At 45.7% G+C, this 22,040-nt stretch carries 19 protein-coding genes and 1 tRNA gene; 17 read left to right on the top strand and 3 right to left on the bottom strand.

Annotated features, from left to right (window positions below; all coding sequences use genetic code 11):
- Window positions 1–83: 83 nt before the first annotated feature.
- The 9 genes from G9G57_RS05940 to yajC all read left to right on the top strand — a co-directional run bounded on the left by G9G57_RS05940 (window position 84) and on the right by yajC (window position 8,261).
- Window positions 84–157, top strand: a tRNA-Pro gene (locus G9G57_RS05940).
- Window positions 158–270: 113 nt separating this feature from the next.
- Window positions 271–972, top strand: a complete 702-nt coding sequence (locus G9G57_RS05935; RefSeq protein WP_044787292.1) for a BofC C-terminal domain-containing protein — start codon at window positions 271–273, stop codon at window positions 970–972.
- 230 nt (window positions 973–1,202) lie between these two features.
- Entirely contained in the window at window positions 1,203–1,706 is a 504-nt protein-coding gene (gene ruvC, locus G9G57_RS05930) for a crossover junction endodeoxyribonuclease RuvC (RefSeq protein ID WP_016819144.1), read from the top strand.
- Window positions 1,703–2,317 carry a Holliday junction branch migration protein RuvA gene (gene ruvA / locus G9G57_RS05925; RefSeq protein ID WP_164964641.1) on the top strand — a complete coding sequence of 205 codons (615 nt, stop codon included), beginning with the start codon at window positions 1,703–1,705 and terminating at the stop codon, window positions 2,315–2,317. The genes ruvC and ruvA overlap by 4 nt, the downstream gene beginning before the upstream one ends.
- A 50-nt stretch (window positions 2,318–2,367) precedes the next feature.
- Complete coding sequence (ruvB, locus tag G9G57_RS05920; protein WP_016819142.1) at window positions 2,368–3,375, top strand: Holliday junction branch migration DNA helicase RuvB; 1,008 nt, start codon at window positions 2,368–2,370, stop codon at window positions 3,373–3,375.
- Between the two features lie 225 nt (window positions 3,376–3,600).
- Window positions 3,601–5,694 carry a SpoIID/LytB domain-containing protein gene (locus G9G57_RS05915; protein WP_164964640.1) on the top strand — a complete coding sequence of 698 codons (2,094 nt, stop codon included), beginning with the start codon at window positions 3,601–3,603 and terminating at the stop codon, window positions 5,692–5,694.
- Window positions 5,695–5,701: 7 nt separating this feature from the next.
- Window positions 5,702–6,730 carry a tRNA preQ1(34) S-adenosylmethionine ribosyltransferase-isomerase QueA gene (queA, locus tag G9G57_RS05910; protein WP_102999040.1) on the top strand — a complete coding sequence of 343 codons (1,029 nt, stop codon included), beginning with the start codon at window positions 5,702–5,704 and terminating at the stop codon, window positions 6,728–6,730.
- A gap of 20 nt (window positions 6,731–6,750) precedes the next feature.
- Window positions 6,751–7,890 carry a tRNA guanosine(34) transglycosylase Tgt gene (tgt, locus tag G9G57_RS05905; protein WP_019688330.1) on the top strand — a complete coding sequence of 380 codons (1,140 nt, stop codon included), beginning with the start codon at window positions 6,751–6,753 and terminating at the stop codon, window positions 7,888–7,890.
- Window positions 7,891–7,925: 35 nt separating this feature from the next.
- The gene (yajC, locus tag G9G57_RS05900) at window positions 7,926–8,261 is read left to right on the top strand and encodes a preprotein translocase subunit YajC (protein WP_102999039.1); all 336 of its coding nucleotides are present in this window, start codon (window positions 7,926–7,928) and stop codon (window positions 8,259–8,261) included.
- A 69-nt stretch (window positions 8,262–8,330) separates the two neighbouring features.
- Here yajC and G9G57_RS05895 read toward each other — a convergent pair whose 3' ends face one another.
- On the bottom strand, window positions 8,331–8,720 hold the full coding sequence (locus G9G57_RS05895; protein WP_016819137.1) for a TIGR04086 family membrane protein: 390 nt from the start codon (window positions 8,718–8,720) through the stop codon (window positions 8,331–8,333).
- 206 nt (window positions 8,721–8,926) lie between these two features.
- Between G9G57_RS05895 and G9G57_RS05890 the strand changes: the two genes are divergently transcribed.
- Entirely contained in the window at window positions 8,927–9,703 is a 777-nt protein-coding gene (locus G9G57_RS05890) for a YetF domain-containing protein (RefSeq protein ID WP_164964639.1), read from the top strand.
- Between the two features lie 6 nt (window positions 9,704–9,709).
- Here the strand turns inward: G9G57_RS05890 and spoVB are convergent, their stop codons facing one another.
- Complete coding sequence (gene spoVB / locus G9G57_RS05885; RefSeq protein ID WP_044787285.1) at window positions 9,710–11,281, bottom strand: stage V sporulation protein B; 1,572 nt, start codon at window positions 11,279–11,281, stop codon at window positions 9,710–9,712.
- Between the two features lie 308 nt (window positions 11,282–11,589).
- Between spoVB and G9G57_RS05880 the strand changes: the two genes are divergently transcribed.
- The 7 genes from G9G57_RS05880 (at window position 11,590) to G9G57_RS05850 (ending at window position 20,480) form a co-directional block, all read left to right on the top strand.
- The gene (locus G9G57_RS05880; protein WP_013372642.1) at window positions 11,590–11,847 is read left to right on the top strand and encodes a post-transcriptional regulator; all 258 of its coding nucleotides are present in this window, start codon (window positions 11,590–11,592) and stop codon (window positions 11,845–11,847) included.
- 90 nt (window positions 11,848–11,937) lie between these two features.
- Complete coding sequence (gene secD, locus G9G57_RS05875) at window positions 11,938–13,194, top strand: protein translocase subunit SecD (RefSeq protein WP_016819134.1); 1,257 nt, start codon at window positions 11,938–11,940, stop codon at window positions 13,192–13,194.
- Window positions 13,184–14,098: a protein translocase subunit SecF gene (gene secF / locus G9G57_RS05870; protein WP_019688328.1), complete on the top strand. Its 915-nt coding sequence runs from the start codon at window positions 13,184–13,186 to the stop codon at window positions 14,096–14,098. The genes secD and secF overlap by 11 nt, the downstream gene beginning before the upstream one ends.
- Before the next feature lie 140 nt (window positions 14,099–14,238).
- Window positions 14,239–15,195, top strand: a complete 957-nt coding sequence (locus G9G57_RS05865; protein ID WP_019688327.1) for a cation diffusion facilitator family transporter — start codon at window positions 14,239–14,241, stop codon at window positions 15,193–15,195.
- Window positions 15,196–15,228: 33 nt separating this feature from the next.
- Window positions 15,229–17,625, top strand: a complete 2,397-nt coding sequence (gene recJ, locus G9G57_RS05860; RefSeq protein WP_117289413.1) for a single-stranded-DNA-specific exonuclease RecJ — start codon at window positions 15,229–15,231, stop codon at window positions 17,623–17,625.
- 65 nt (window positions 17,626–17,690) lie between these two features.
- Window positions 17,691–18,203 carry an adenine phosphoribosyltransferase gene (locus G9G57_RS05855; RefSeq protein ID WP_013372637.1) on the top strand — a complete coding sequence of 171 codons (513 nt, stop codon included), beginning with the start codon at window positions 17,691–17,693 and terminating at the stop codon, window positions 18,201–18,203.
- Between the two features lie 228 nt (window positions 18,204–18,431).
- A complete protein-coding gene (locus G9G57_RS05850; protein ID WP_117289410.1) occupies window positions 18,432–20,480 on the top strand; it encodes a methyl-accepting chemotaxis protein in 2,049 nt (682 codons plus the stop codon).
- A gap of 146 nt (window positions 20,481–20,626) precedes the next feature.
- Here G9G57_RS05850 and uraA read toward each other — a convergent pair whose 3' ends face one another.
- Complete coding sequence (gene uraA / locus G9G57_RS05845; protein WP_017427785.1) at window positions 20,627–21,937, bottom strand: uracil permease; 1,311 nt, start codon at window positions 21,935–21,937, stop codon at window positions 20,627–20,629.
- Window positions 21,938–22,040: the final 103 nt, after the last annotated feature.

Raw genomic sequence — 22,040 nt, 5'->3', positions numbered from 1 at the left:
GTGTGGCGGAATTGGCAGACGCGCGCGACTCAAAATCGTGAGGGAAACCGTGGAGGTTCGAGTCCTCTCACCGGCATCTATTTCGGGATGTAGCTCAGCTTGGTAGAGCACCTGGTTTGGGACCAGGGGGTCGCATGTTCAAATCGTGTCATCCCGATTCAAAAGAAAGTCGCTGGAAGCAGCGGCTTTTTTGTTTATGTTATTATCTTTTGTATAATTAAGTAATCTTCAGGTCACACTAACACAAAAAGTGGGACGGAAGGGATTACTGTGAAGCGATTAAGTTGGAAAAAACAGATGAAACGGCGCTGGAAACAGTGGAGAAGAGCAGTGTGGGCATGTACTATTTTTAGTGCGGCTTGTTTACTGGCAGGTTTGGGCGTTCTGTTTTCGAATCATATGCAGGCTATGCTGTCGCAACCACTGGCTACTCCCGTTATGGCAGAGGTGGAAATGGAGGAGTTATCATATAGCCCGACCGAAGACCGCTCCCCACAGATGCAGCTATTGCAAAGTATTCGTGCTTCCGGTATAAGCAGGAAGACCCGTTTGTTAACTACCTACGTATGTGGCACGGAGACCACTTCCTTGGGAACGTTAAGTTCAAAGCAGCTGGAAAATTTGCTGAAGCAACATCCCGATTGGAAGGGAAGGCTTAATACTAAAGGAGAAGTGTGGCTGGAGCGCAGAGTGGAAGATTTGTCAGAGTCATGCAAAGAGCGCGCATATATGGGCTTAAGCACTGATGGGCAGCTTACACTGTTTGAAGGGCTACCTAAAAAGGAAAAAGTAATTCGTACCTTTTTTCAATTGGATATAGGGTCCATGGAGACGGCCTTGCCGGAAGGGGTATATAAACAACTTCAGCAGGGAATCCGTGTACAGGATATAAATGAGTATAACAGTGTAATCTCCACTTTTAGTGATTTTGCAGTGGAGCGAACACAGAGGGTATTAAAGCAGCATTATTGATTACACCAAGTACGGAGACGTTAGGCTTTGCCCACGAGGTGAGGTTTGTAGCGTCTCTTTTTATGTTTTCACTCATGGTTAAACTTTTTCCTCTATTAGATACAAAGTTTTGTTATAATAAAAAGAACGACACATATGTTCGCTTTATATGGGATTTGGTCATGTATATTGACGATAGTGCTGGCTGTTGGTTAGTTACGTCATGTTTGAGCGATAGGGGAGAGATTTTTTTGCGTTTTCTAGGAATTGATCCGGGTATTGCCATTGTGGGCTTCGGATTTGTAGACAAGGTTGGTAGTAAGGTGGTTCCTGTGCAGTATGGCTGCATCCAGACGGAGGCACACACCCCCGAAGAAGACAGGCTGCTTCATGTATATGAAGGCATGTTGCAATTAATTGATAAGTATAAGCCGGATGCGGTAGCATTGGAGAAGCTCTTTTTTAATCGCAACGTTACAACGGCTATGTCCGTAAGTCAGGCACGTGGAGTGCTGGTATTAGCTGCCAAACAACGTAATTTGCCTATAGGGGAATACACGCCGATGCAGGTAAAGCAGGCTATTGTAGGGTATGGCAAGGCGGAGAAGAAGCAGGTACAGGAGATGGTTAGAATGTTTCTAAAGCTCCAGGCTGTGCCCAAACCGGATGATGTAGCGGATGCTTTGGCAGTGGCTATTTGTCATGCGCATTCCTATGGACTAAATTCAAAATTAAATGAGGTATTACGAAAATGATAGATTTCTTGCGTGGTTCTGTAGCTCACTTGGAAAATGAATATGTCGTTTTGGATGTGCATGGTGTAGGGTATCGGGTATTTTGTCCCAATCCTTACGCGTTCGCCAAAACGGAAGGACCGGTGGTTATTTACACTCATCATCATGTAAGGGAAGATGCTATTTTACTGTTTGGGTTTGCAACCCGTGAGGAGCAGCAATTATTCCGTAAACTGATCGATGTATCTGGTATTGGACCGCGTGTGGCACTTGGGATTTTGGGAGGCGGTACGCCTGCTCATGTGGTGACGGCGATTTACCAGGAGAATATCACATTTCTCACCAAATTACCGGGAATCGGTAAAAAGACGGCACAACGCATGATTCTAGATTTGAAAGACAAGCTGGACGGTATTGGGGCGTTGGGAATGGCTACCGGATTGTTTGCGGAGCCTGTTGTAGAAGAAGGCGAAGGTTCGTATTGGAGTGAGGCGCGTGAGGCGCTTAAGGCGCTCGGTTACACGGATGCTGAGTTAGATAAGGTATGGAGCAAAATGAAGAAAGATGCGAAACCTGATGATTCTGCCGACATTTTGATGAAACGGGCTTTGCAACTGTTGTTTGCCGGATAGGACGCTGATGTCCGTGGATAGGATTCTGGTAAAAAGAGGAGCGATGGAATATGGATGACCGGATTATTTCCGCCAATTTGATGATGGAAGACCAGACGGCGGAGTTAAGCCTTCGCCCCCGTTATCTAAATGAATATATCGGGCAAAATCAGGTTAAGGAAAATCTGAAAGTATATATTGAAGCAGCCAAGATGCGTAAAGAAGCATTGGACCATGTATTATTGTACGGACCGCCTGGATTGGGTAAAACCACGCTGGCTAACATTATCGCCAATGAGTTGGGGGTTAATTTACGTACGACTTCAGGCCCTGCAATTGAAAGACCAGGAGATTTGGCAGCATTGCTGACCAACCTGCAAGAGGGGGATGTTTTGTTCATTGATGAAATTCATCGCCTTCATCGTACAGTGGAAGAAGTGATGTATCCGGCGATGGAAGATTTTGCGTTGGACATTATGATTGGCAAAGGTCCGAGTGCACGTTCGGTGCGTTTGGATTTGCCTCCCTTTACTCTTATAGGTGCTACTACACGCGCTGGGTTGCTCTCTGCGCCATTACGTGACCGGTTTGGCGTTATTAGTCGGTTAGAGTTTTATACGACAGACGAGCTGGCTTACATCGTGTCTAGGAATGCGGATATTATGGAAATTGAGATTGTCGGGGACGCGGCGGAGGAAATTGCATTGCGTTCACGGGGAACACCGCGGATTGCCAACCGACTGTTAAAAAGGGTACGTGATTTTGCCCAAGTGGCCGGAGACGGTATTATTCATTCAGAGTTGGCTGCTGAGGCACTAAGGAGACTTCAAATAGATCCACTCGGGCTGGATGAAATTGATCATAAAATGCTTAAGGCTATGATTCATTCATTCCGGGGCGGACCTGTAGGATTGGACACCATTGCTGCGACCATTGGCGAAGAGAGCCAGACGATTGAGGATGTGTATGAGCCTTATTTGTTACAAATTGGTCTTTTACAAAGAACACCTCGGGGACGAACGGTGACTCCGGCGGCATATGCTCACCTTGGAATTCCAATGCCAACAGACCCACGGTGACTAGAAAACCATGGTGCACTTTTAAAAATCATTGAATGCTATTCGTAAGTATGGCGATATGAAATGGATAGACAGATAAATTGAGGTAAGAAGTGTGTAAGTCCGATTCGAGCGGGTTCAAAATTTGGTTTATTCCGCCGATGTATTTAAAGGAAAATACGCAGGTCGAGATCCGATAAATCATGTAATAAAAGTGCTAGTCAGCTAGAATTGGGGGAGCTAGAAATGAGTGGAGAAACATTGAACCGAAAAAAAACTTTCGGAGCGTGGACAGGCGGCTTCAAACGAGCAGCAGTTATTATGGTATTAGCTACAGCTTGCATACCTTGGTCTTCGGGCGTTCACGCTGCTGCCGCCCAAGAAGATATTCGTGTAGTGATCTTTGCGGATCTAGGTAGTAAATATAAAGCGACAGTCCCCGCTGTAACTTTGAAATCATCAGGAAGCCTGAGTGTCGGCCAGAACAGTGGGGGAAGCTTTCAGGCTTGGATGGGACTGCCGGACAGTACGGCTCGTTTTAGTGTAGACAGCTATCGAGTGAAGGTATTTGAAGGAAATGAAGCGACTGCGATAAAAGCGGCTCAAGCTCTGCAAAAGACTAATGATAAACCTACTGTTTTTATCGGTTCAAAAAACGGTAGCTCTGTCTATCAAGTGTATGCAGGATTATATGCTAGTGAACAGTCGGCACAGGCTGCTGTGCAGCGGATTTCCTCAGCAACCGGAGCACAGGCCGAAGTTAAGGGAAACAAACATTGGTCGACGGGAAGCTACGGAACCGAGCAGGAGGCTAATCTTGTTCGCACGACTATTGCTGCCGCAGGCTTTGATGCTTTTACAGTAATTCAATCAAGAGGCCAGTACGCTGTATGGGTTGGAGAAGAAAGTAATGACAGCAAGCTGTCGGCCTTGAAAACAGAACTGGAGAGCAAGCAGCCCAGACTCACCCTTTCCAAAGTGAATACTACTCAAACTGGTCTGATTCTAAGACAGGAAGCAGGAGTAACGACAGGCTCACAGGCGATGTCTCATTACATGCTAAGTGGCTCTAATAACAGCAAGGTAATTGTCAACGGCGGTAATAATGGAATCCAAGTGGTCGAAAGATCACAGCGTACATATCGCGGCGACATGGAGATTGGCATGACGTCAGGACAGCTGGCGCTTGTAAATGAAGTCCCTTTGGAGCAGTATTTGTATTCCGTAGTAGGAGCAGAGGTCTATTCTTCATGGCCAGATGAAGCGCTCAAGGCTCAAGCGGTAGCTGCTCGCAGTTATGCGCTTGCCCAAGGCAATCGGTTTCAGATCGGCAATGTGGTAGATGGCACCCTAAGCCAAGCTTACAACGGTAAGAGCTCAGAACATGCGAATGTCAACGAGGCTGTAGATGCAACAGCTGGTGAAGTTATTAAGAGTGGCGGCAAAGTGGTCGAAGCTGTATTCTCTTCTAATGCGGGCGGTGTGACAGCAGATGCTTCCGAGGTGTGGAATAGTGGTGGTGAAGCGTTTGCGAGCGTGGACAGCTCGGGAGATACTTCGGCACAAAAAGGAGCACAAGAGTGGTATCACGTACTTCTCTCCAGTGGCAAGACAGGCTATATTCGCGAGGATAATGCTAAGGAGCTGGAGGGAGTTACAGAAGCAGGGTTAGACAAAATCACCGTCACTGCGGAAAATACAAATGTGCGTCCTATTCCCCAAATCCAATCAACGGTTACACCCGTAGCAAAGGCGCAGCCGGGCGAAGAGATGATTGTTTTGGAAAAGGTGCCTCAATCCGGAGACTATGCATGGGTTAGAGGCCCCTTTACAGTAGCTCAAATTGCTAAGTCCTTGCAAGGAAAAATAACTGGCACGGTACCATCCTCTATTAATCACCTTGATGTCACCAAACGAGGTCCGTCAGGGCGAGTATTGGAGGTTGAAGCAGATGGCACCCCTTTAAAAGTGAAATATCCGGACATGTATCGCTCAGCGATGGGGGGACTGCCGAGCACACTGTTTGATATTGCGAGTACCGGCAGTTATACTGTATTAGGCGCTGATGGAGCTACTACTCATATAAGCGGCACACAAGGCACCCAAATTCTGTCTGCATCTGGCACCAGCACTTCAAGTGGTAACGGGGTGGTCGTCATGAATGAAGATCGCCATGCACGAGTCATCGACAAAACGCAAAGCTTTATTTTTACAGGTAAAGGGAATGGTCATGGCTTGGGCTTATCACAATGGGGGGCCAATGGTTTGGCAGAGCAGGGGTATGATTACAAGAAAATTTTGCAACACTATTACAAAAATGTGGATATAGTTAAGGACTGACCAATATATGAACGTAAACGACTACGATTTTGAACTACCTGAAACATTAATTGCACAGACGCCTTTGCTTGAGCGGACCGCTTCTAGATTACTGACGTTAAACAAAAACAACGGCGAAGTGGGACATCATACATTTTCGGATATTGTGCAGTATCTTCAGCCAGGGGATACGCTGGTTCTGAATGATACCAGAGTAATTCCTGCACGTTTGTTTGGCATCAAGCAAGACACTGGGGCTAAGGCCGAGGTTCTGCTGCTTAAACAACTGGAGGGAGACCGATGGGAAGCATTGGTGAAACCCGGCAAAAAGCTGAAAAAGGGAGCTGTTATTGTTTTCGGTGATGAGCTGAAGGCGGTTATTGAGGAAGAAGGAGATATGGGCGGAAGGGTACTTTCATTTTCATATGATGGTATTTTTCAGGAGATTCTGGATCGCTTGGGGCAGATGCCGCTTCCTCCGTATATCAAGGAACAGCTGGATGATCGTGAGCGGTATCAAACCGTTTATGCTCGGCACGAAGGTTCTGCTGCGGCACCAACGGCAGGGTTACATTTTACAGAAGAATTACTGGACCAAATTAAAGAGAAGGGCGTTACGGTTGCCTTTATCACACTTCATGTCGGTTTAGGGACGTTCAGACCGATGTCGGTGGATACGATTGAAGAACATGTTATGCATGAAGAATACTATTCATTGTCACAGGAAACGGCAGATATACTCAATGCAACCAAGGCACGCGGTGGGAGAGTCGTGGCAGTGGGAACAACCAGTTGCCGAACGCTGGAGACGGTGGGCAATAACTTCGTAGATGGTGTGCTACAGGCCAGCAGTGGCTGGACACAGATTTTTATTTATCCAGGCTATGAATTCCGTGTGGTGGATGCAATGATTACGAATTTCCATTTGCCTAAGTCCACCTTGGTTATGCTGGTCAGCGCACTAGCTGGCAGAGAGAATATTATGCATGCTTACCAGGAGGCGATTGACCAAAAATATCGGTTCTTTAGCTTCGGGGACGCTATGTTCATTTATTAATTAAGGATGGTAGAGAAAATATGGCACCAGCAATAAGATACGAACATATTAAGACCTGCAAGCAATCAGGAGCACGTCTGGGGCGTGTACACACCCCCCACGGAGTTATTGAGACTCCAACCTTTATGCCTGTGGGAACTCAAGCAACTGTTAAAACGATGAGCCCTGAGGAACTGAAAGCGATGGATGCTCAAATTATTTTGAGTAATACGTACCATCTGTTTCTTCGTCCTGGTCATGATATTGTCCGTGAAGCGGGCGGACTGCACAAGTTTATGAATTGGGATCGTCCTATTTTAACAGACAGCGGCGGATTCCAAGTGTTTTCCTTAAGTGAAATGCGTAAAATTTCAGAGGAAGGTGTTCATTTTCGCTCTCATTTAAATGGAGATAAGAAGTTTCTTTCTCCGGAAGTGGCGATGGAAGTCCAAAACTCACTTGGCTCGGATATTATGATGGCCTTCGATGAATGTCCACCGTTTCCGGCTGAGTATGAATACGTGAAAAAGTCACTGGAACGTACCAGCCGTTGGGCTGAGCGTTGTTTGGAGGCACATGCACGTCCTCACGATCAAGGTCTGTTCGCCATTGTACAAGGAGGCATGCATGAAGATCTGCGTAAGCAAAGTGCTGCAGATTTGACTTCCATGGATTTCCCGGGGTATGCTATTGGTGGACTGAGTGTAGGTGAACCTAAGCATTTGATGTATGAAGTGCTCGATTATACGGTTCCTCTGCTTCCTACCAACAAACCACGTTATCTGATGGGCGTAGGTTCGCCGGATGCTTTGATTGAAGGCTCCATTCGTGGTGTGGATATGTTCGACTGTGTACTTCCAACCCGAATTGCTCGCAATGGGACAACGATGACAAGTCAAGGACGTCTTGTCGTTCGGAATGCGAATTATGCAAGCGATTTTGGTCCGCTTGATCCGGCTTGTGATTGCTACACTTGTCGCAATTATTCACGTGCTTACTTGCGACATTTAATTAAAGCAGATGAAACCTTCGGGCTCCGACTGACAACGTATCATAACTTGCATTTCTTAATACAATTGATGCGTAATGTCAGACAAGCGATTATGGATGACAGGCTGCTTGATTTCCGCGATGAATTTTTTGAGCAGTACGGTCTTCATGATAATGATAAAGGCTTTTAAGTTTTAGGGGAGAGTATACGAAAGGGGGATTTAATGTGTTTCATTTTGCTACAGCTGCGACTGCACCTGGTGGAGCTGGCGGACTTTTTCAAATGATCTGGCCACTGGCTCTGATGTTTGTAATCTTCTATTTCTTGCTGATTCGTCCGAATCAGAAAAAACAAAAGCAGCGTCAATCGATGCTTCAAGCTTTGAAAAAGGGAGATAAAGTAATTACAATTGGAGGTCTTCACGGTACAATTGTGGAGATTACGGACGATGTGGTTGTTTTGCGTGTGAATGATGTGACAAAGCTGACCTTTGACCGCAGTGCAATTAGTAATGCGATTGCAAAAGACACTGCAACTGAGGAAGTTGTTTCTAAATCGTAATATGCGATTGTAATGCAAAAACCGAGCCTTTGAGGAGGCTCGGTTTTTTTGTGTTGCATACATGTCGACTTACTTGCTGAAGTTAATGCCAAACATCCCGCCACCTGCTCCTATGACAAACGCGATTCCTAAGTGCATTAGGTCTTTACCGTTCATGCCTGCATCCAATGCCAAAAAACCGACCAGAAGAACGATTAGTCCATACAGAATGCCAGTAATACCGCCTTGATACCAGCCTTTGTTCGTGGATCTTTTACCAGCGACGAAGCCGCCAGATAGCATGGCGAATGCGTGGACGATGTACGTATACAATGATAAATCCTGTTCTTGCATCTGTGTCATCCACAAAAGTATTGAAAGAATCAATGCGCCAAACAGCATCCATGCAAAGGCATAAAATAAGCCGGATAAAATGGGATGGGCCAGACGAAACGAACACCAGCGGCGAATGAGCTCCATGGATAATTCCTCCTGTACCAAGGTTTGAACTATTATCATTCTATGGCCAAGCTTCCCGGGTTAGTACCAAGTCGTAAGCAGTCTTTCTCTTTATTTCAATAATTTAGCCTTTTGTTTTTTGTATGAGCCAAGTGAGGAACGGTCAGAATACGTGTACAATGAACGACTAATGTCTTGTCGCAAGTACAGGAGAGGAGGCGAACCTATTGAGTCACGATATATTTGCTCATATTTTTCGGACGCTGCTCATGTATTTTATTGTATATCTGGTGATGCGCTTGATGGGTAAAAGGGAGATCGGAAAACTGTCTGTTTTCGATCTCGTCATATCCATTATGATTGCGGAAATTGCTGTGTTCAGCCTGGAGGATATAAAACGTCCACTTTATGAAGGGTTGATTCCTTTAGGAGTGCTGTTAATTTTGCAAATCGGGATTTCCTATTTCAGTCTGAAAAGTCGGCGTCTGCGCTTACTATTTGATGGTAGGCCCAGTGTATTGTTCTCCAATGGACAACTAAACAAGGACGAAATGGCGAAGCAGCGTTATAACTTAGATGACTTGCTGTTACAACTTCGTGAACAAAATATAGAAAGTTTGGACGAGGTTGAATATGTCATTCTGGAAACAACAGGTAAACTCACGGTGATTAGCAAGGATATTTACGATGGCGCTAAACGCGAAAAAATAAAGCAGGAACAAAGCGAGAATAATTTGATAAGCAAAGAGCACCAGGAAAATAGAGTCCACCCTTCTCCACAAATCGGTGGAAAGTTTAGATATGAGGGACTGCCGATTCCATTAATTATGGATGGCAAGGTGCTGGATCGAAATTTGGAACGGATGGATATGAACCGTTTTTGGCTTAAAAATCAGATTCAAGCGAAGGGACACAAAGATTTTAAGGATGTTTTCTTATGCTCGGTCAACCATAGAGGGGATGTATATATTACACCGCCAGTCTATGGAGAATCTTCAGATTAAGCTTTTTTATGCTTTAAACCATCTTCTCAGGATTGGAATGCGTGTGAGGTTGTCCCAGTCGATCATTTTGATCAAGGTCATCAGGAAAAGGTACAGAATAATTCCCAAGCCTGCGGCAAAAATAAACTGGAGCCACATTTGATCGAAAATCGTTAAATGTCTGTAGGTATATAATACCGCTGCCGCCATAATGATCATGCCTATCCCGGTTTTCCAGAAGTCAAGTAAACGTACACGAAAGCGAAGCAGTCTGCTGACACTGAAGCCATGTAGGAGGGTAACGATAGCACTGTTAATACAGATGGCGATGACAGCTCCGTAGATACCGTACTGAGGCTGAGAAGCAAGCCATACAATCAGCACAATTTTGATAATGGCTCCGATAAAGGTGTTCAATAAGGCACTTCCAGGGCGATCTAACGCCTGAAGTGCTGCCTGAAGCGGGGCCTGAATGTACATAAAAAGTGCAAAGGGGGCCATGAGTTTAAGCATGCCTGCAATATCGCCGTTATTGTAGAGCAGCAGACACAGCGGCTCTGCTAATACATACATAATTACGGCAAATGGAGCTCCTGCGACTAAAGCAAGTCGAAGCGATTGATGCAAACGTTTGTGAATGGCAGTAATATGCCCTTTCGCTGCTGCTTCGGATAACGAAGGCACGAGTGAAACAGCCAGCGAACTGGTAAGGGCCCCAGGTAGTAATAACACAGGAATAACCATGCCTTGCATGGCTCCATATTGTGCGGTTGCCACGCCAGTTGCAATGCCTGCTACGGCGAGGCTACGCATGCATAAGATAGATTCGAGCAAATAAGATAAGGAACCGACAAGCCTTCCAGCAGTAACGGGAACGGATATCGACATAAGACGTGACAAAACGGATAATTGCTCGGTATGAACCTTTGGGGTTAAAGGGGCCTTTGGTTGAAGAATGTGATCTTTTCGCTGGTTCCAGGCATATTGCCACAGCAGCACAACCATGCCAATGAATTCACCCGCCAAAGCACCGAGCATGGCACCTGCAGCAGCGTAGGCTACACCATAAGGAAGTAACAAGTAAGCAAACCAAATGACGCAAAAAATGCGCATGACGGTTTCCGCAATGGAGGAACTTGCGGAAGGAATCATATTTTGTTTTCCTTGAAAATAGCCCCTATAAGCTGAGGAAACAGCAACAATGACAATCATTGGGCTCATACTTACGAATGTATAATACACACGGCTGTCGGTCAGGAGATGGCTTGTGATCCAAGGTGCAAACACAAGACAGATTGCCATGGCGATCAGGCTGAGTGTAATGGTGAAGCGCAAGCTAGTGTGCAAAATACGCCGTGACATCTCGGGTTGCCCCGCCGTTTCAGCTTCAGCTACAAGCTTGGCTACCGCAAGAGGGATGCCCCCAGTAATAAGAGTCACTAGTACAATAAAAAAGGGATACCCCTGCTGGTACAAGCCGACTCCTTCGGGGCCGATGATACGCGGGAGTGCGATTCGGGGAATAAAACCCAGTAGCCGATTGATGATTCCCGCTGCCAATAAAATAATTGCTCCATGAATGAATGTCTGCTTTTTCAATCGCAACTCCCTCTTCCCCAAAATGAAATTCTGCGTCTATGTGTTTCCTTAGAAGATATGCTGGACCTGTCCATGTTCATGACAAGCTTTTCAGCTTAGAAAGAAGGTGATCCAGACTACAAGAGGGAGAGTGGTGAATTCTGCTATTGACGAGCGAAATGAATGCATATATTGTTGATTTACGGCTATTTTTCGACGAAAAGAAGGGTTTTCCAAGATCAGGACAGAAATGTTCTATAAAGCAGTCAATAACCCCGCTAATTGCTGATCTGCGGAACCGATAGTCGCTGGGAGGAGGAACGACCATCGTGGGTATGGAAGAGCTGGATGAGCAGGATTGGGATGACGCAATTGAGATACTCTGTCAAAGTAAGGCAGACGAGCTGATTCTCGTAGGCTATGAACATGTCACCAGTAAGGACGTGTGGAATTGCGTCAGCCATAAATATGAAAAGGAGGGTATTCCTCCGCTGCACAAGCTCGTTAACGATATACTTTCCCTTAAAGCGACGAGCTTTATGAACTATTTGACGATGTCCGCATTACGGGGCTCCACTTTCGAATAGAAGGGGGTCTTTTTTTGCGTTCAAATTGACTGCTTTTTGAGGGGTAGCTATAATAGGAATATTGAGAATGAAAGGGGAACATGGGACGGAATGAAAAGAATTCTAAGTTTCATCGTGGTCGTGCTCATAACTACTGGTGTTATGGTCGGGACAAGCCCGGGCCTACTAAAAAGTTTAAAATTAGGCCTCGATTTAAAGGGAGGCTTTGAAATTTTATATGAAGCCCAGCCTTTGGAAGCCGGGCAGCGTGTAACCAGCCAGTCTCTGATACAAACAGCACAAAGCTTGGAGAGACGTATTAATGCGCTTGGTACGACTGAGCCGGAAGTAACAACTGAGGGGAGCAATCGGATTCGCGTGCGGCTTGCTGGTGTCTCTAATGAGGCGGAAGTCCGCTCCATGCTGAAAAAACCCGCAGAGTTAACCTTCCGTAGTGCAACGGCAGCAGATGCTAAAAAGCCGGGTCAATACAGCAAAATTGAGCTCCGCGGTAATGATTTTGTGGAGAATGGTGCAGTGGTAGGCTATGATCAGCTGAACAAGCCTGAGATTAGTATCAAAGTAAAAGACAAAGCTAAATTTGCAGAAATCACAAAGCGACTTATGAATAAAGAGTTGGCTATTTTCCTGGATGATGAATTACTGTCTGCACCTACAGTCCGTAGTGAATTGACGGATGGCAGTGCTTCGATTACAGGTAGCTACACACGTGATGAGGCGAACAAGCTAGCAGATACGATCAACCTGGGTGCTCTTCCGCTTAAACTGACGGAAAAATATTCTCAGAGTGTAGGAGCTACACTGGGTCAGTTGTCACTGGATCAGACGATCCGTGCCGGTTTGATCGGTTCGGTCATCATTCTGATCTTTATGATTGCAATGTTCCGTGTACCGGGACTGATAGCTAGCTTCTGTCTCATCGTTCATACCTGGCTGGTGCTTGCGATTTTTTATTTGGGCGGTTTCGTGCTCACACTTCCGGGTATCGCAGCCTTCGTGCTCGGGATCGGGATGGCGGTGGATGCCAATATCATTACGTATGAACGGATTAAAGAAGAAATCAAGTCAGGCAAAACGATTCGTTCTTCTGTCATTGCAGGCAGTAAGGCATCGTTCCGTACTGTTATGGATGCCAATATTACGACAATTATAGCGGCAGCCGTCATGTTTGGTCTGGGTACAGGCTCCGTTCGAGGATTCGCTCTCGTGCTCATCGTTGATATTGTCGTGAGTATTTTGACAAATATCTTCTTCTCGCGCTTCTTGCTCAATCTGCTGGTTAAAGCAGATGCTGTGAAGAAGGCCAAGTATTTTGGTGTGAAGGAGAGTGATATCAGTGCGCTTTAATTGGGACTATAAATATGTCAAGATGAGCAAGTGGTTTTACACGTTCTCGATTATTATCACATTGCTTGGTATTTTGAGCTTATCGATATTTGGTTTGAATTACGGGGTTGATTTCCGTTCCGGTTCCAACGTGGATGTTAATTTGACTAAGACAGTTACACAAGAACAGATTCAAGCTTTGCTGAACAAGAACGGGATCGGCAAAGAGGTGGATTATACACCAGGTAAAGAGCGTTTCGGCATTCGTTTTTCACAGGTATTAACGGATCAGCAAGTGAATGAATTCAAAACCTCTTTTAACAAAGAGCTTGATCCGAAGGCATCATTTGAGGTCAATACGGTGGATACGGAAATGGCGCAAGAGCTGGAGCAAAATGCAATCTGGGCGATTTTGCTGGCCTCTGTGGCTATTGCTATCTACATTTCGATCCGGTTTGAATGGCGTTTTGCGGTTGCTGCAATTGTTTCGCTGCTGCATGATGCGTTTCTCGTCATTAGTATATTCTCGATTTTCCGGCTTGAGGTGGATTTGACCTTTATTACGGCTATTCTGACAATTGTCGGTTTCTCCATTAATGACACCGTCGTTATTTTTGACCGTATTCGGGAAAATCTGCGATTTGCAAAGAAAAAGTCCAGAACCGACTTGGAGCAAGTCGTCGATCACAGTATTGCACAGACAATGACGCGTTCACTCGCAACTGTGTTTACAGTGTTTATTGCCTCCGTCTGCCTATTCATTTTTGGCGGCGAGTCCATTCGGATGTTCTCGCTTGCGATGGTTATCGGTTTGCTGTTCGGTGCTTACTCTTCCATCTTCATTGCCAGCCCGCTGTGGGTAGCTTTGAAGGGAAAACAAAAGACGTCAACAACTGGTGGAGCGGCCAAAACTGCAAAGTCTTAAGTTACGCAAATACCAGTAGTATAAATTAAAGAGAAAGCCGCGTCTGCTTGGGCGCGGTTTTCTAAGGTTTTAAGAATTCGGTTATATTGGATTGGAGCTTTATCGGGAAATGGTTAGTTCAGGATTGAGGGGGAAACGTTGTGAATAGCGAACGCAGCCGATCATTAGAAACTGCGGCGTTGAGCGGAATTGTAGGCAATCTCGCGCTGGCTGTTCTAAAGGGAACCGTCGGTTATGCAGCAAACAGCAAGGCGTTGATGGGGGATGCACTGCACACGGCTGCGGATAGTGCTTCCCGTTTGCAGGAGATGCTGTTTTCCAAGGGTGGTACAGATCACGGAATGCTGGCGCGGTTGCGGAACGGTGAAAAAGTTCGGACGGTTATATCTGTGGTGCTGGCTATTTTAGTGCTGATGAGCGGACTTCAACTAGCTATTTCTGCTATTCGTTCATTAAGCAGTTCGGAACCGCAAGCTCCCGGTTTGTACGCATTAATTACCGTGTTTATTGCTTTGGTGTTGAGAGAAGCGTTGTTTCAGTTTCAATATCGCTACTCGATTAAACACGGCCATAAAGCGGAAGCGGATCGGTACGCTAACCATGAACGGTACTCGCTATATGCATCGCTGATTGCATTGATCGGCATGATCGGTGCAATGACTGGCGAGGCAATGGAGTGGCCTGCATTGTTATATCTTGATCCAACTGCAGCTTTGCTGGTAGCCTGTCTGGTGTTGCGTAAAGGATATCTCATGGTAATGAATACCGCATACCAGGTGCCTGCACAGCCCTTGCAGGAGGAAGACTCCCAGCGCTTTATGGAGACGATTCAACGGGTATATGGTATTGTAACGGTTGAACACTTACATGCTCAGGAAACGGGTCATTTCATAACAGTGGATGTAACGATAAGTGTTAACCCGCGGATTACGGTGCAGGAGGCGCAGGAAATTGCTGATCGAGCCAAAAATTTACTGTTAGCCCGTTTTCCACAGGTGACTCATGTACAAATGCAGTTCATTTCTTACCAAGCCGGGTATCCTTATAAATCCAACTATGAACTGCCAGATAATGATGCGTCGTCCTTGCTTCAATAAGGCAGGCCGACTATGAAAGAAAGGTGAATAGGATTGCTTCATTCGCAGTACAGATGGAAGACCCCGGAGGTTAACCTGGAAGCGGCTCAGCCGTTAACAGAAGAGCTGGGGATTTCACCATTGTTGTCCCGGCTTTTAGTGAACCGGGGCGTCACTACGGCCGGGGAAGCAAACCGCTTTTTGTACGGAAGTGTGGACGATGTACACGATCCATTTCTGCTTCTTGGCATGAAAGAGGCCGTGCCGAGAATTCGCCAGGCTCTGGAGCGCGGCGAGCATATATTAATCTATGGCGATTATGATGCGGACGGTGTATCCAGTACATCATTGATGATTCAGCTTATGCGTTTTCTGAAGGCATCTTATGATATTTACATTCCCCATCGTTCTAATGAGGGATATGGTCTGCATAACCATGCTCTGGATTGGGCACATCAGCAGGGAGTGACGCTGGTCATTACAGTGGATACGGGAATTAGTGCAGTAGAGCAAATTGCTTATGCGACTTCCTTAGGAATCGATGTGATTGTGACTGACCATCATGAGCCGCCTGCTGTGCTTCCCGAGGCTTATACTTTGATCAATCCGAAGCTACCGGATTGTCCCTACCCGTTTAAAGGCCTTGCAGGCGTTGGTGTTGCCCTGAAGCTGGCTCAGGCGCTGTTGAGTGAAGTACCCGAGGAATGGTTTGAAATCGCCGCTATTGGTACGGTAGCTGATTTGATGCCACTACATGGTGAGAATCGGACGATAGTACGTAGAGGAATTCAATCGATGAGAAACACTGCATTCCCAGGGATTCGGGCGTTGCTTCATGTAGCGGGTGTGGAGATATCCACAGTGACTTCGGTCAACATCGCATTTGCATTGGCACCGCGGATTAATGCGAGCGGGCGTCTGGATCATGCGGGACGAGCAGTTTCCCTGCTGACGACAGAAAAAGAGGAGGAAGCAGACCAGCTTGCGCATGCGCTGGATCTGCTCAATCGTGAGCGCCAACAAGTGGTCGAACACATAGTGGAGCAAGCCGAGCAGCAATTAGCATCCAAACTAAATGAAGGCAAGCTTCCATCTGTGATTGTTTTGGCTGGTGAGGGCTGGAATGTTGGTGTCGTCGGAATTGTGGCATCCAAGCTATTGGATCGGTATTATCGTCCGACCATTATTCTGGGCATAGATGCGGAGACAGGCATGTGCAAAGGCTCTGCTCGTTCTATTCCTGCATTGGATATATACAGTGCTCTTACAGATTGCCATGAGCTCATGGAGCATTTTGGTGGACATCCTTCGGCAGCGGGGATGACGCTGTCCCGTGACAATCTGGAATTATTCGAAGAACGGCTAAACTGCTATGCAGGTTCCATTTTGACACCGGAGGATTTTATCCCTATAGCTGAGGCTGATATGGTCTGTCGTCTGGATGAGGTGTCTTTACAAGTGGTTGAAGAACTGGAATTACTTCAGCCTTTTGGGATGGGAAATCCTTCTCCACGATTCATATTACAGGGGCTTCAATTGCGCGAGGCTCGTAAAATGGGACGTGAGAAAAACCATGTGAAGCTACTATTGGAGCAGAATGGTTTATCGTTGGATGCGATTGCCTTCCGACGTGGCGATTTGGCTGATTTTTTACAGCAGCAAACGGACATAGATCTGTTGGGCGAGTTATCAATTAACGAGTGGAACGGTAAACGTTCACTTCAGCTGATGATGCAGGATATTCGTGTGCAGGCTCCGCAAATTTTTGATTATCGTGGAGTATCGGACCCACTTGCCGAACTGGAGCGAGGGCTGAGGATCTTCCATCCAAGCTTAGAGGAAAGAAAGAATGATGTTGCGGTGTTGATCCATCCGTCATCCCGGCTTCGGACATCAAGCTCCGTGGGCGCTGAATCCTTATGGTTATACGATAAAGATGGCAGCGTTACTCCTAGTGATGGTCAAAAAGATACACAGCACTCTGTGAAGTCGCTGTTCGTACTGGAGCCGCCAGATACGCCCGAGCAGTTTCATGCATTATGGTCTACCTTTGAGAATGTAGAGAACGTATTTCTTCTTCATTCGATCAGTGAGCGTGGCGGCCGGCTCGTGAGCCCCGATAGGGAGCTGTTTAAGCGTATTTACATTGTGCTTTCTCGAATGGGAACACAGCTAATTGATGAAAAAGCAATGCTACCTGCTCTTAGCAGGCAGTGCTCGTGTTCAGTGCGCATGTTATCCAAAGTATTGGACATCTTCGAAGATCTTGAATTTTTGACTCGTACAGATGGTCAATTTCGTTTTGTATCCAATCCGCCCAAGCGGGATTTAACTGCTTCTCCGCGCTATCAGGAATTGTACAATATGGCTGAGATGGAGCAGTATTTACTGGATGCGGACACCAACCAGATGACGAGCTGGATCATGTCGCTTATGAAAGGTGCGTCTTGAGATATTACCTTGTAGTTTTGTAAAATGTATATACTAATTAGAAGTTTACAGTAGGAGGAACTAAGTTGGACTACAAAGAATATATTCGGGTAATTTCCGATTTTCCACAACCAGGGATTAGTTTTAAGGACATTACGACCCTAATGAAAAATGGTGAACTGTATCGCAAGGCGATCAACGATATGAAGGAACTGGTATCTGATTTAAAAATTGATTTGATTGCAGGTCCGGAAGCACGTGGATTCGTTGTTGGTGCACCTCTGGCTTATGCGCTGGGTGTTGGTTTTATTCCCATCCGTAAAAGTGGGAAGTTGCCTGGAGAAACCATTGAGGAAGCATACGGTTTGGAATATGGTAAGGATACTCTGGCTATGCATAAGGATGCGATTGAGCCGGGGCAAAATGTTCTGATTGCTGATGATCTGCTTGCTACAGGCGGAACCATTGCTACATCCGTGAACCTGGTACGCCAACTTGGTGGCAATGTGGCAGGGGCTGCTTTCCTTATCGAGCTGTCTGATCTCAACGGACGGGCGAAGCTGCCTGACGTAGATGTATTTACCCTAATTAAGTACTAAGTGTTTAGAAACCGGGGTTTCCCGGGAAATATTTATACATGGATTGCCTTAATAGTCCGATGGAACATCTCTTTATCTAAAGAGTTGCTCCATCGGACTATTTTTTGATTGTAATTAAATTGGATTTTCTTATTGTAACAAATTACCACGGCTTTTATTGGAAATTAGTTATAAAAAAATAAAATAAATGTCGATAAAAGTGTAAAAAGAAACAGAGGTGGATATACATTGGGTATATTTCAATTTAAGAGTTTACAAGCACGGACACTTTCTACCTTGGTTCCGTTAGTACTTATAACGCTGATTTTAATCAACTTTTTGTCTTATTTTTTTGCCAAACAGAAGCTGGATACGGAAATAAGCCAAAATGCTGCTCATTCCTTGTCGAGGGTTCAAGCAGATATTGCAGCTAACGTAGATCGTCATGCTTTGCTTGTTTCGATGCTGACTAAGAGTGCGGAACAACTGGGAACAGAAATGAACATTGAGGGCTATGGACGACTCTTTGAACAAGAGCTGACATTAAATGATATGACTTACGGGTTAGGGATTTATTTTGCTAAAGATGCGTATGACCCAGGAGTGACCTACCGTTCAATATATGTGCATAGAGACGGCGAGCTAGTCAAGCAATCGACTGAATATGACGATCCGCAATATGACTATTTAACGCAGCCTTGGTATACAGAAGCCGTGGAACGTGGTAAAGATATAAATTTCACAGAGCCTTTTTACGATAGCAAGCTGAACATCAATATGATTACGGCAGGGAAAGCATTTTACGACAGGGAGGGGAAACTATTAGGTGTCATTACAGCCGACCTAAACATGACGAGTATCCAGACGTATATTGAAAAAATGAAGTTTGGTACTCAAGGTAGTGCGATCTTAGTGGATAAGAATGGAGCCATTCTGTCATCCGGTCTTCAGTCCTTAAAAGCAGGCGAGCCGTTAAAAAACACGATGAATGCGGAAGCAGCACAATCTATTCAAAGTGGTATGTCTGGACAACTATCCGTACCCATTGATAATGAGGATTACCGGATAATGTACGAAACACTCCCACAAACCGGATGGAAAATCGGTGTATTACTGCCAGAATCGGATTTGAATCGCTCTGCGAATGAAATGCTTAAACTTCTGCTGATTGTTAGTGTTATAGGTATTTTACTAATTATAGGAGCGGTATTGATTAACAATTCAGGCATGATCAAAGAGATTAAAAAAATTAGGCAGATGACCAATCGTATGGCACTTGGTGATTATACCGTTGAATTACCACATCATCGTAAAGATGAATTTGGCCAAATGGCTGATGGGATCAATAAGGTGATTGTTGCAACCAGAGGAATGGCATCACGCTTGAGCGAAGAGTCAGGTGTAATCTCAGGTGTATCTTTAAAAATATCTCAGGAGATTTCCGGAGCGACTAAAGATGCGCACCATAATGCAGGAGAACTGGCGCAGGTAAAGGAAGGGGCAGAGCTTCAGTTGACCGCAGCAGCAGAAAGTGCGACTGCGATGGAAGAAATGGCTGTTGGCATACAGCGTATTGCTGAATCTATACAGCATGTATCCGAGGCTACCACTGAGATTGAACATAAGGCACAACAAGGAAATGAACGGTTGAACGTGGTCAGCCAAGGAATGCATAAAGCGAAAATGTCTATGGATGAGGCAGGCAGGGTAGTAAGCTCGTTAAATGAGCGGTCCGCTCAAATTGGCAGCATTATTGGAATGATTCAGGATATTAGTGGGCAGACCAAGTTGCTGTCGCTGAATGCTTCCATTGAAGCCGCTCGTGCTGGGGAGCATGGCCGAGGGTTCGCTGTAGTGGCTTCAGAAATTGGAAAGCTGGCCGTAAACGTAAGCGAGTCTGCGGAGCAAATTACAAGTCGAATCCTATCCATGCAGGAAGAAACCAAATTCGCTTTGGAAGGAATGCAGCAGGGGGCTCTGGAGATGGATGAAGGCGTATCTATTTTACGTGAGGTGGAAGAACGTTTTATGGCGATGAATCAAGATATTCAGCAGGTGGCGATAGAAGTGCAGGAGGTCTCATCTGCCTCTGAAGAAATGTCGGCAGGCTCAGAAGAAGTTGCTGCATCTATTGGTTATCTTGCAGATATTGCGAAAGCTTCAGCTGAACGTGCAGGCCAAGCCTCGGAACGATCCGAACGGCAGTTGAAGGATCTGGAAGATGTGGACAGTTCTGCCAAGTCACTTACAGGTGTTTCTGATACGCTTAATCAGGTCGTATCCCGTTTTCGTGTGTGATATCTTATTTTAACAATAAATAAAAAAGCCGTGCATAAAAAGACGCCGCTCCATGTAAGAAGGATACTTACACGCTTGTCTATACAGCCTGAGCGTGTTCATCCATAACTAACATGGAGCGGCGTTTTAAAATTGAAAAGTAGATATTAATCTGGTGTTTTTTCAGTTAAAGGTTCCTGCGTTTTATCATTCGACCAGCCGAGCACATCAACCAGCTTGAAGAACAAACTCAGAATAATACCGATGATTGTCGCCAGGGCCATACCTTTCAAGGTGACAGCACCCCAAGTGAGCGTAGTACCGCTGATTCCGACCACAAGCACGATGGTAGCGAGCAGCATGTTGGTTGGCTTGGCGAAATCAACTTTTTGCTCGACGAAGATTCTAAGACCAGAGGCAGCGATCACACCGAATAAGAGCAAGGATACGCCACCCATAACTGGAGATGGAATATTAGAAACAATCGCTGAGAACGTACCCGAGAAGGATAACAGAATGGCAATAATAGCCGCTCCGCCAATAACCCATACAGAGTATACCTTAGTTAATGCCATAACACCGATATTTTCACCATAAGTCGTATTAGGTGTAGAACCAACAAAACCGGAAATGATGGTAGAAATCCCGTTACCCAGCAAAGAGCGGTGGAGACCAGGATCTTTGGACAACTCACGTCCGACGATGTTGCTCGTCACTAGCAAGTGACCAATATGCTCTACGATGACGACCAGAGCAACCGGAAGAATCGTCAGCATAGCCGAAGCATTAAAGGTTGGAGTGGTAATTGCGGGATGAGCGAACAAAGGAGCGTCCGCAATAGCCTGCGTATTGACCATACCCATGAAATAAGCAAGCACATAGCCCACCACGATACCGATTAGAATATGAATGATTTTGGCAAATCCGCGAAACAACACCGCACCCAGAACAGTAACACCGAGCGTAACGAGGGAAAGGGTGATCGTTTTGGGATCTGGCGTCCAGGCTTTAGTAGGATCGGCATTAATAATGCCTGCCATGCCTGCAGCAACCGGAACCAGTTCCAGACCAATCAAGGCTACGATTGATCCCATGACAGCCGGTGGAAAAACGATGTCTAGCCAACGTGTCCCGGCGTATTTGATTACCAGTGCAACGAGACAGAAAATAATACCTGTAACGATGAAAGCACCCAGGGCCATTGCATAGCCATTGCTGCCAGGGTTACTTTTAAGCACAAGACTGACAGGAGCGATAAAAGCGAAGCTGGAGCCGAGATAGGCAGGGATTTTGCCACGGCAGATCCATATGTACAACAATGTTCCGATACCGTTCATGAGCAAAATCATGCCGGGATCGACGCCAAAAATATTGGGCACCAGCACGGTGCTGCCAAACATGGCAAACAAATGCTGTACGCTGAGCAGGATCCCAGGTCCTGCTGGAAGCTTTTCATTAACTTGAATTTCGCGTTGCAACGCAGTTCACTCCTTAGTTCTTTCAATTATTCTTATATACATTAATTACTTTTCGTAATTTTTTCAATATAATTCGTTTCATTTCGTCAACAATCCTGATTTT

The organism is Paenibacillus sp. EKM211P (assembly GCF_011066175.1).
GTDB classification, from domain to species: Bacteria; Bacillota; Bacilli; order Paenibacillales; family Paenibacillaceae; genus Paenibacillus; species Paenibacillus polymyxa.
Note: the sequence above shows the minus strand (reverse complement) of the source record. Positions and strands in the feature narration are given on the sequence as shown.